The organism is Streptomyces sp. AgN23 (assembly GCF_001598115.1).
GTDB lineage: Bacteria > Actinomycetota > Actinomycetes > Streptomycetales > Streptomycetaceae > Streptomyces > Streptomyces antimycoticus.
On record NZ_CP007153.1, the window covers coordinates 1,855,272 to 1,865,366 of the forward strand.

The 10,095-nt window shown below is 68.9% G+C and carries 10 protein-coding genes; 4 read left to right on the forward strand and 6 right to left on the reverse strand.

Translation table 11 applies throughout. The features are described 5' to 3' along the window. Nucleotides 1-30: 30 nt before the first annotated feature. The gene (locus tag AS97_RS08190; RefSeq protein ID WP_059143064.1) at nt 31-297 is read right to left on the reverse strand and encodes an acyl carrier protein; all 267 of its coding nucleotides are present in this window, start codon (nt 295-297) and stop codon (nt 31-33) included. Between the two features lie 19 nt (nt 298-316). Further along, nucleotides 317-1,567 carry an ATP-grasp domain-containing protein gene (locus AS97_RS08195; RefSeq protein WP_247204274.1) on the reverse strand — a complete coding sequence of 417 codons (1,251 nt, stop codon included), beginning with the start codon at nt 1,565-1,567 and terminating at the stop codon, nt 317-319. 541 nt (nt 1,568-2,108) lie between these two features. Here AS97_RS08195 and AS97_RS48490 point away from each other — a divergent pair. Together AS97_RS48490 and AS97_RS08200 are read left to right on the forward strand one after the other, a co-directional pair. Beyond that, the gene (locus AS97_RS48490; protein WP_260612994.1) at nt 2,109-2,243 is read left to right on the forward strand and encodes a hypothetical protein; all 135 of its coding nucleotides are present in this window, start codon (nt 2,109-2,111) and stop codon (nt 2,241-2,243) included. Between the two features lie 244 nt (nt 2,244-2,487). Further along, nucleotides 2,488-3,300 carry an AfsR/SARP family transcriptional regulator gene (locus tag AS97_RS08200; protein WP_059143065.1) on the forward strand — a complete coding sequence of 271 codons (813 nt, stop codon included), beginning with the start codon at nt 2,488-2,490 and terminating at the stop codon, nt 3,298-3,300. Nucleotides 3,301-3,434: 134 nt separating this feature from the next. Here the strand turns inward: AS97_RS08200 and AS97_RS08205 are convergent, their stop codons facing one another. From AS97_RS08205 to AS97_RS08220, 4 genes are all read right to left on the reverse strand, one after another. Beyond that, nucleotides 3,435-4,217, reverse strand: a complete 783-nt coding sequence (locus tag AS97_RS08205) for an SDR family oxidoreductase (RefSeq protein ID WP_059143066.1) — start codon at nt 4,215-4,217, stop codon at nt 3,435-3,437. Between the two features lie 19 nt (nt 4,218-4,236). Then, a complete protein-coding gene (locus tag AS97_RS08210; RefSeq protein WP_125755754.1) occupies nt 4,237-5,202 on the reverse strand; it encodes a DUF3500 domain-containing protein in 966 nt (321 codons plus the stop codon). A 136-nt stretch (nt 5,203-5,338) separates the two neighbouring features. After that, a complete protein-coding gene (locus AS97_RS08215) occupies nt 5,339-6,400 on the reverse strand; it encodes a Gfo/Idh/MocA family oxidoreductase (protein WP_059143068.1) in 1,062 nt (353 codons plus the stop codon). After that, nucleotides 6,397-7,401, reverse strand: coding sequence for an aminotransferase class IV (locus AS97_RS08220; protein WP_063804845.1), 1,005 nt, complete (start codon nt 7,399-7,401; stop codon nt 6,397-6,399). Before AS97_RS08220 ends, AS97_RS08215 begins: the two co-directional genes overlap by 4 nt. Nucleotides 7,402-8,325: 924 nt before the next feature. Here AS97_RS08220 and AS97_RS08225 point away from each other — a divergent pair. After that, nucleotides 8,326-9,105 carry a transketolase gene (locus tag AS97_RS08225; protein WP_059143069.1) on the forward strand — a complete coding sequence of 260 codons (780 nt, stop codon included), beginning with the start codon at nt 8,326-8,328 and terminating at the stop codon, nt 9,103-9,105. A gap of 10 nt (nt 9,106-9,115) precedes the next feature. Then, nucleotides 9,116-10,093: a transketolase C-terminal domain-containing protein gene (locus AS97_RS08230; RefSeq protein WP_059143070.1), complete on the forward strand. Its 978-nt coding sequence runs from the start codon at nt 9,116-9,118 to the stop codon at nt 10,091-10,093. The last annotated feature ends 2 nt before the right edge of the window (nt 10,094-10,095 follow it).

A 10,095-nucleotide genomic window follows, 5' to 3' on the forward strand; every position in this document is an offset into this window, starting at 1 on the left:
CGCGGGAGGTCCTCTGCGGACGCCATAGGCTCAGGTCGTTTCGAGCTGGGTCTCACGCAGGCGGAGAACCAGGTCGGAGATGGATCGGATGCTGGTGAAGTTCTCGGGAGTGAAGTCGTCCTCGGAGATCTCGATGTCGAACTGCTGCTCGCAGATGACACGCAACTCGAGGAAGCCGAGTGAGTCGAGTGCCAGTACGTTCCGCAGTCCGTCGTCGACTCCTATCTCGGATTCGGGGATCTCGCAGAACAAGTCGTTCACGATGATCGACCTGATGGCAGCCTGAATTTCCTTCATCGCGCACTCCCTTCGTAGGTCACACATAGGGCCCCTGGACGGTCAGGGCGCGTTCGGCCTCGGTGAGGCGTTCGTGGACCTGATCGGCGTGGGTGCCCTCCGCGATCACCCACCCGGCCCGGCCGAAGAAGTCCTCGGGCGGAGGCTCCACCACGGCGCCGCGTTCGGGCAGTTCACCTACCTCGTGGAGCCACGGCTGCGCCCTCAACTCCGGTGCCTCGGCCAGCCCTTCGAAACGCTGCCGGCGGGCGGGGTAGAGAAACTTGATGCCGGCGGCGCGGTGGGGAACGGGCTCGGCGCGCAGCGGGCGCCCCAGAGCCGCGTCCGCCAGCAGGCCGCCGACGCTCAGACCGGTGCCGAGGTGGGCGATCACGGAGGCCAGGTCCCCGGCGGGGCGCCCGTTGATCTCCATGACGCGGGGGCCGTGGGGCGTCAGCACGACGTCCAGGTTGGCGATCGTGCGGTCGATACCGGCGGCCAGGACGGCGTCCCGGGCCAGGGCGAGGCCGGCGGCGTACTCCGCTGCCGGGAGCGCGCCCTCGCCCATGATGTGCCCGGTGTCGATCGGGTACGGGTCGCGCGCCATGTACTTCCGGCCGCAGTAGACGACCTCGGCCGTTCCCCCGCTGCTCCAGACGTCGACCAGGAACTCGGTCCCCGTCACGCACTCCTCGACCAGGACGCCGTCGCTGGCCAGGTCCATCTTGTCGACTCCCGCGGCCAGTTCGAAGAACCGGGTGAAGTCCGCCGGGTCGGCGACGCGGCCGACACCGAGGCTTCCGGACAGGCCACGCGGCTTGACCACGACGGGGTAGCCGATGTCGGCGGCGGACCGCAGCCCCTCGTGGACGTCGTGTACGAGGACGGACGCGGTGGGCGAGAGACCCGTGCGGTTGAGCAGCTCGCGCTGCCGGTGCTTGTCCCTGCTGATCCGCGCCGCCTCGACGGGCAGGCCGGGCAGGCCGAGCGTCGCGGCGAGTTCGGCCGCCAGGAGGATTTCCGACTCGTTGTAGGCGACGACGGCCCGCACCTCGTGATCCCGGCACAGCCGGCGGGCCTGCTCCACGGGGAACGGCGTGTCCCGGGGGTCGTACACCTCCGCGCCCTTGAGCCAGGGCTTCTGCCAGGTCGGTGCCACGGTGTCGAGGAGGACCACGTCAGCGGCGGCGGCCAGCTGGGACAGGAGGTGTCCCTGACGGAGGCGGGAACCGGATCCGACCAGAAGGAGGGTGGACGAGGTCGCGGGTGGTTCGGACGGAGGCAGCTTCAAGGCGCGAACTCCTTGCCGAGGGCGGGACGGTGTCCGGGCGTTTCCACGGTGAGATGTGTCTCGCTGACGTCGCGTGCGGCCGAGGATCCCCCACATCTCAAAGGAATAAGCGGCGATGGGATTCAGGGCCAGCGAAACAGATTCCGTCGCCATGGTCGATACGGCGTGGTCGATCCGTGTGTGGTACCAGTTCCGGAAGTCTCCACCATGCTCCTTGCGGTTGTCTTGTCCGCGGGCTTGTCCAACTCCTTACGGGGCTCTTGCGGCCGGCTTGGTTCCCGCGGCCGCCGCCTGTTCCACCGGCCGATTTACGTAAACGCCGGAAAGCTGACTGCGTGACCCCTACAAGGAGTTGGACAAGGTGGTGAACAAGGTATTGGACAAGCCGACGGGTAAGACGGCCGTAAGACGCGTCGTGGAGACTTCAGGAATTCAGCGCGACGCTGTGTGCCGCGGAAGTGATGGCGTGAGGGGAAGGGCGAATGAGGGCGTTCACCGACCGTTGGGCCGCCAAGTTCTCCACCACCTGCCCGGACCCACCGTGGCGCGGCCGTCCCGGTGCACCGCCTCGCCGGGGATCGAGCTGATCAAGCTGGTGGTCGACGGGGTGATCAAGCGGGGTGACCGCGTCGTCGACTTCGGCTGCGTGGCCCGGTGTCGGCCCGGCACGAACTGATCCGTCCTGCGGTCACCGCGCCCGTAGACGTGGCAGAACAACCGGTTCTCGCCGGTCGGCGCGTCAGGGCGGAGCCAATCGCCTACGTCCACGGCCAGCACGATCCGTCCGTCGGCCGCCCGCTACCGCCGTGCGGGGAGTCGACGGGATCCTGCGCCACCGCAACGACACCGGCGAGGACCCGAGGAGACTTCATGCCGGAACGCACCCCCGGTCCTGCGTCGATCCCGGAGGAGCGTGAACCATGACCCACGACTTGCGCTTCGAGATCCTCGGTCCACCCCGCCTCGTCGTCGACGGTCGCCCCCACCCGATCCGGTCGCGAAACCTGTCAGTGATCCTGACCACCCTGCTGGTCCGGAGCGGCCGCGTGGTCAGCGTCGAGGAGTTGATCGGCGAGGTGTGGCACCAGCCGCCACGGCGGGCCCGGGACGCCATCTACGTCTACATCTCCAAGCTGAGGGACCAGATCGGGAATGGGGTCGTCGACAGCCAGTTCCCCGGCTACACCATGCTTGTCCGCGGTCAGCAGCTGGACGTGCAGCTGTTCGGCCGGTATCGCGCCGACGGCCATCTCAGCATGGCCAACGGTGATCACGAGGAGGCGGCGCGGGCGTGGCGCAACGCGCTCGCCCTGCACCGGGGCAGCCTGGTGGGGGGCGTGTGTGCGGGGCCGATCCTCAGCTCGTTCGATTCATGGCTGCGGCAGTCGCGCACCGAATGCGTGGAACTCACCGCCTGGGCGCAGCTCAGCGCCGGCCTGTACCACGAGGCAATAGGCTTCCTCACTCAGCAAGTGCCGCGGAATCCGCTCAACGAGATCCTGCACCAACAGCTGATGCTGGCGTTTCTCCTGTCTCGTCATCGTGCCCAGGCGCTACGGGTGTTCGGCAACGCCCGTCGGACGTTCTCGGACAGGCTCGGTCTGGAGCCCGGCGGCGACCTGGTGGAGGTGCACGACATCGTGCGGTCCGACGACGTCGGCCGGGCCAAACGGGCCATCTCGAGCGCCGTCGCCTCGCGACTGCGCTCGCACCGGTCGCCGGTGGAGTCCTGACATCGGACGTGCGGGGGGGCGCAGATGGGCTCCCGCACCGCCCCGGTGCGGTCCGGGGTTCGGACCGGAGTTCGGTAGATCGCCTGCGTCACGGGGACGCAAAGAATGCTGGCCCGGACCGCGACGCGGCGGCCTCACACCACGGGCGATGCGCCGCCGTCCATATTGATCGCCGTCCCGGCGGTGAAGCCCGCGTGATCCGAGCACAGGAAGCAGGCCATGGCGGCGAACTCCTCGGCCTTGCCCATGCGGCCGACCGGGATATTGGCGCCGGCCTTGGCAACATAGTCCTCGAATGAAACGTTCGTGCCCTCGGCCCTGTAACGACGCACGATCTGATCCGACACGATCTGGCCGACGAGCATGGCGTTGACCAGGATGCCATGCGGGGCGCCCTCACCGGCGAGGACCTTCATCAGCGCCATGCCGGCCGCACGCGACACCACCGTGGGGGCACCATTGGCCTGCGGTGTCTTGGCCCCGGTGTTGAGCACGTTGATGATCCGGCCCCATGTGCGTTGCTTCATACCCGGCCAGACAAGCCGGGTAAAGCGGATCGCCGCGAAAACCTTCAGATCCAGGTCTTCCTGCCAGATGTCATCGGTAATCTGGTCCGACGGCATGGACCGGGTCTGGCCGGCATTGTTGATCAGGATATCGACCTGCCCGAACGCGCCGACGACCGCATCATAGGCATTCTGGATGTCGGCGGCTTTGGAAACGTCGCAGCCGAAGGTTTCGACCCGTCCCTGGGCACCGGCCGATGTAACAGCCTTGGCTGCGGCCAGCGTATCGGGATCGCGGGCCAGGATCGCCACATTGGCGCCGGAGGCAGCGAATTCCTTGGCCATCGCGAGTCCGAGACCCTTGCTGGCACCTGTGATGATGGCGCTGCGGCCGTCCAGACGGACGTCCATCGGTTTCCTCCCGGGTTCCTCAACCGTTCTGGGCCGCTCCAAGGGCGACAGTGTGCCGTGACGCGTCGCAGTGGGCGGCAAGGAGGTCGTCGCCGAAGTCACCGCAATGGCGACGCCAGACGGTGTGGATGTGGTTGGCCTCGTTGAATGTGTTGTCGTACTCGATAAGCAGTTCCGGGCCCTGGACGCGGTAATAGTGGCCTTCGCCGCGCCGCAGCGAACCCTCCCACGAGAAGTGCAGGCGTTCCTGGTCGATCCGCGCGAACTCCTCGTCGGCCAGTTCGTGCCTGAGCCGGTCGAGGTAGAAGCGGACGATGTCGAGCAGTAGCTCGCCGGCGGGCTTGCTGAGTTGCGCCGGGGTCACGCCGACCGGTTCCGATGGGTTGACGCGCGGGGAATCGCTGCTGCGGATGTCGTGTGGCGTGAGGTCCGACACGACGGCGAGGCGGCGGGCGGTCGGGTCCATGCGGTCGAGGAGTTCGCGGGCGAGTTCCTCTTCGAACAGCAACGGTTGGCCGACGACGCGGCCGCGGTAGGTGACGCGGGCCGGGTTCGCGCCGAGGAAGAACGGTGTCGCCGAGACGCGGCCGTCGGCGACGAGGACGTTCACCGACAGGTGGTGGCCTTCGATGCGCCATCCCCACGGTTCGTCGCCGTCCGGGGTGCCGAAGAGGATTGTCCAGTAGTCGCCGCTGTGACGGTCGCGGTGCCCGCCCTCTCGGTGGTCGAGGACGTCTTCCAGCGCCATGACCGCCGCGGCCTGCGTGTAGGTGTGAGGACTGAGCACTGTCGCGAGCATGCCGTGCACCGCCTTGCGCTGGTCTCGCCGCAGATCGCCGAGGACCAGGCCAGGTCGTATGCCGGGGGCGTATCCCCAGCGGTGCCTGAGATCGTCGTCGGTGACCGAGCGCATCGCGTGTTCGCGTTGGTCGGCGTCCAGCAAACCGATAAACCGGCGCGTGGCATCGGTGACATCGTGCAGCATGCTTCGGACTCCCCTTCACTCGCTTCCAGAAACCGCTTGACGAATGGAATTCCTCCGCCGTCGCCGGTTCAGCACGCGGGGCAGGCCGCCGGGCGGCTCGGCGCCGACCGCAGCCACGGTCTCTGCCACCGGTGACTCAGCTCCTGAGCGCTGAGAGGACGGGAGACGCCACCTCGTGCCGGGCCGCACGATAGATGTCCTGGAGCAGGATCAGGGTCTCCAGCCCGGCCCGTTCGTCGGCGATCATCTTGTGCCCGTCCCGCACGGCCGCCGCGAAGTCCGCGATCTGCCGGCGGTGGGAGATGCCGTAGTAGCCGATCCCCGGCGGAGCCTGCTCCACCTCCGCTGAGGCGAGTTCTGCCGCCGCCGCGCGCAGCTCCTCGTTGCCTTCCGCCACGTGCAGGGTCCCGGGGTGGTCGAGGTCGAACAGGACCGACCCTCCGGTGCCGATGATCTCGACGCGGGTGCGCCAGGTGATGCTGCTGGCCACGGTGACCTGGTAGGTCACCAGCGCGCCCTGCGGGCCGCGCAGCAGAGCCGCGAGGGTGTCCTCGGTCTCCATGCCGCCCCGCGGCGCGGTGTGCCCGGCGGCCGCGCCGACCACCGCGAGCCCGCCGGTCAGCCAGCGGGTCACGTCGAGCGCGTGGTAGCCCTGGTTGACCAGCGCCGAGCCACCCTCACCCGCGTAGGTGCCGCGCCAGTCACTGCCCGCGTAGTACGCGTCGTCGCGGCCGCACTGCAGGCTGACCACGCCCGAGACGAGGCTGCCGAGCAGGCCGGCCCCGATCCAGTCCCGGACGGCGGTGACGACGCGGTCGTAGCGGTGCTGGGAGACGACCGACAGCACCCGTCCGGCGCGCTCGGCGAGGGACGTCAGGGCCGCGCCGTCCTCGGCGCTGAGGGCGAGCGGCTTCTCCACGAGCACGTGCTTGCCCGCTTCGAGCGCCGCCGCGGCCAGCCCGTGGTGCGTGGCGTGCCCGGTCGCGACGGAGACGCTGTCCACCTCCGGGTCGGCCAGCACCTCGCGCACGTCCGTCGTGACGCGCGGCAGGCCGTGCGCGCGAGCCAGCGACTGGGCGGTCGTGAGATCGCGGTCGCAGGCCCAGCGCACCTCCACGTCGGGCAGGACGGAGAAGCCGTCGACGTGGTTGGGGGCGACACGGCCGCAGCCCACGACGGCATGGACGAGACGCTTCACTTCGCACTCCCGGCATCGCTCGAACCAGTGAGGGAGGGGACCGACGGCGCGCCAGGAGCTCGGTCGAGGTGCACCGGGGTCAGCCATTCGTCGTGCTTGCCGGTCACGGCTCGCACGGTGTCGTGGTAGCAGGCCTCGATCGCCTGCGTGATCTCACCCGCGGTCTTGCCGTCGCCGACCGGGAAGCCGTCCACCTCGACGGCGGGCAGCACCTCGGCCGAGGTGCCCATGAGGAAGATCTCGTCGGCGAGGTACAGCTCGGTGCGCTCCACCGGCCTGGTCTCCACGTCGAGGCCGAGCTCCTCCTGGACCAGCTGGATGAGCGTGCGTCGGGTGATGCTGTCCAGCACACCGTCGGACAGGGCCGGGGTGACCAGCCGGCCGCGTTCGACCAGGGCGATGCACGACCCCGACGACTCGGTGACGTGGCCGCCTGTGTTGAGGAAGATCGGCCAGTCGGCCCCGCGTGCTCTGGCGTCGATGTTGCCCAGTCGGCCGTTGTGGTAGTTGGAGAACACCTTCATCGACGCCGGTGAGGCACCGTGGTTGAACCGCGGCCACGAGCTGACCGCGAGCGTGCAGGTGCGGCCTTGGCGCAGCTTGCTCTCGAACTCCCAGGTCTCGATGGCGATCTCGGCCGGGGTGCCGCGCGGCACCATCTGCTGGCGATGCGTTCCGGCGGCGAAGCCCCACGGGCGGATGTGCAGGTCCTTACCCGTGGTCTGCCAGGACGCGAGGAGTTCGACCGTCGCGGTGACGAGCGCGTCCGCGTCGAACTCGGGCTCCATCCAGCTCATCCGCAGCGATTCGAGCAGGCGTTGCATGTGGTCGCGCAACCGGAAGCCGTGGAGCGTCTCCCGCGTGCTGCTCCAGTACGCGTGCACGCCTTCGAACGCGGCTGAGACCGAGGCGTGGCCCACTGAGCTGATGTGGACGGTGGCCTCCTCCCACGGCAAGAGGACACCGTTGCGCCAGATCAGCCGCCCGTAGCCAGCAGACATGAATGGTCCTTTCCGGAAAAGGATGGGGCAGAGAACAAGGATGTCCATGCGCGCGAAGCCGTATTGGCCGGCAGGGTCAGCTGTCGGGGCCGGTCGAACGGGGCGTCGATGTGCCCGAGCGCACGCCGATTGACATCCGCACCCTGTCGTTCGTGCCGTGCCGGAAACCAGAGCCGGGCGTCATCCGCACCCCGCTCACGGTCAGAACCCGTTCGCGCAGCTGCTCGGGTCGGCCGGTTTGAGCCATGCAGTACCGTATGGGACTGGCGCTCTGTCAGAGACGCTCTCGTACCGCGGGCGACGCATCGACATCATGGTGCCCCCTCGAAGCGAATTTCTGGTGTACGCGGCTCGATTCGCAGCCGGCCTGTGGTGATCACGGACGCCGTGGCTCCCATCACAACACGGCAACGAGCGGCTGTCCAAGATTTCGAGGCGTCGACGATACTTCATTTAGGCGAGGTATAGGCGGGCGTTTAGGTCGCATTTAGATTACTGGCAACCGGGCGATCCAGGCTGATACAAAAAAGCGATACGTTTCTTTCGGGCCCACCGGGAGCGGCGGAGACGACCTTCTCGACCGCGGGTGGGCATCTGCCCCGGTCTCGATCAGGAGGTGGAGGGCTGGCTGAGACTGGCGAGAAGCCGTTCAGGCGGAATCCGGACTCCGGTGGCCGTGTCGTTCGCGGGCGCGGCTGTCGCTCTCTACACCAGTCCGGCCTTCGTCAAGGCGTTGAGCGACGTCGCGGGTGAACAGGTGTTGGAGTCGCACGATCATCGACATGGCTTACGCGGCCGAACGGGATCTGAGCGAGGAAGTTTCGCACGAAATCATGGAAGACCTTTCTGCGTCTAGAAGCCAGACGGCTTTGTCCCGCGCTTATCCGGCTCATTCCAACCCCGTTCTCGCGAGGAGTGTTCCTTATGTCGAACGTGGACGAACTGGCCAGGCGGGCCCGACTCCGCGTCGTCGAACTGGCGGCGCGCAAGGCCATCCACTTGGGCCCCGCGCTTTCGCTGATCGACGTGCTGGTCGCGCTCTACACCAGGATTTTGCGTCGCGACCCGGCCCGCCCCGACTGGCCGGACCGCGATCAGCTCGTCCTCAGCAAGGGCCACGGCGTCTACGGCCTGTACGCCGTGCTCGCCGAACTGGGCGTGCTGACCACGGACCTGAATGAGCTGCCAGGGCACCCCTCGGACGGTATTCCCGGGATCGAGGCGGCCACCGGGGCGCTGGGCCACGGCCTGTCCCTCGCAAGCGGCCTGGCGCTGGGCGCACGGCTCGCGGGCAAGGACCGCCGGGTCTACGTGATCACGGGCGACGGCGAGCTCGACGAGGGCAGCAACTGGGAGGCGGCGCAGTTCGCCGCCCACCACCGGCTCGGCAACCTCGTGGCCGTCGTCGACCGCAACCGCCTTCAGCAGGAGGGTGACACGGAAGAGGTCTGCGCGCTGGAACCCCTGGCGGACAAGTGGCGTGCCTTCGGCTGGCGGGTCGGCGAGAGCGACGGCCACGACATCACGGCTGTCGCCGACGCCGTCACCGCGCTGGAGGCCGGTGACGGCCCGGCGGTGCTGATCGCCCACACCACCAAGGGCAGAGGCGTTCCCTTCGCCGAGGGTGATCCCGCCTGGCACATGGGAGAGCTGGACGCCGCCCAACGCCGGATCGCCGTCGCGGCGCTGACCGCGACGGCGTGAGGAGACTACCTTGACCACCACATCCATCCCGCCGCACCACACATCCATCCCGCCGCGGAGCATGCGAGCCGCGCTCGCTCCGGTGCTGGCCGCCGCCGTGGACGCCGACCCCAGCCTGATCGCCCTGGGTGCGGACGGACGGGCCTTGTTCACCCAGGTCCTCGAGCAGGATCCGCGTCGCTATGTGGACGCGGGCATCGCCGAGGCCAATCTGGTCGGCGTCGCCGCGGGGCTGGCCCGCGCCGGCCTGCGTCCGGTGGCCGCCGCCATGGCGCCGTTCCTGGTCCGCCGGGCCAACGAACAGATCCGGCTGGACGTATGCGTGCCCGGCCTGCCGGTCGTACTGCTCGGCGTGGGCGGCGGCTTCGGCTATGGCCCGCTCGGCCCCACCCACCACGCCCCGGACGACATCACCCTGATGTCGGCCATGCCCGGCATGAGGGTGTACTGCCCGGCCGATGCCGCCGACGCCGTCTCCGTGGTGCGAACGCTGCTGGCCGACCCCTCGGGACCGGCCTACGTGCGGCTCTCCGCGCGTCCTGATCCCGTGCTGCCGGCCGCGGCTTCCGAGAGTGATCCCCGCGGGCCCCGGCTGCTGCGGGACGGCGAGGACGTCCTGGTCCTGGCAACCGGGCGATGCGTGGCCGAGGCACTCGACGCCGCGGACGGGCTGGCCGCGGACGGGGTGGCGGCGGCTGTCGCCTCGGTGACCACCCTGCACCCCTTTCCCGCCACCGCGATCCGAGAGCTCGCCGGCCGCCGGCCGCTCGTCGTGACCGCGGCGGAATCCCTGGCGCCCGGCGGTCTCGGTCCGTCCACCGCGGAGGCACTCGGCCGCCGCGGTCCGGCGGTGATCAGCCTGCACACCGACCACCGGTACCCGCCGGTCGCCGCCCACCAGGACCTTCTCCGTTTCTACGGCGTCGACGGCCAGAGCATCCGGTCCGCCGTACTGAGCTACCGCAACCGGAAGACGAGGGAAGCGTGACG

Bases quoted from the DNA above. Each gene is read 5' to 3' on its own strand.
- AS97_RS08200 (WP_059143065.1), top strand. From the start codon at position 2,488: ATGACCCACGACTTGCGCTTCGAGATCCTCGGTCCACCCCGCCTCGTC.
- AS97_RS08220 (WP_063804845.1), bottom strand. From the start codon at position 7,401: ATGTCTGCTGGCTACGGGCGGCTGATCTGGCGCAACGGTGTCCTCTTG.
- AS97_RS08210 (WP_125755754.1), bottom strand. From the start codon at position 5,202: ATGCTGCACGATGTCACCGATGCCACGCGCCGGTTTATCGGTTTGCTG.
- AS97_RS08205 (WP_059143066.1), bottom strand. From the start codon at position 4,217: ATGGACGTCCGTCTGGACGGCCGCAGCGCCATCATCACAGGTGCCAGC.
- AS97_RS08190 (WP_059143064.1), bottom strand. From the start codon at position 297: ATGAAGGAAATTCAGGCTGCCATCAGGTCGATCATCGTGAACGACTTG.
- AS97_RS08225 (WP_059143069.1), top strand. From the start codon at position 8,326: ATGTCGAACGTGGACGAACTGGCCAGGCGGGCCCGACTCCGCGTCGTC.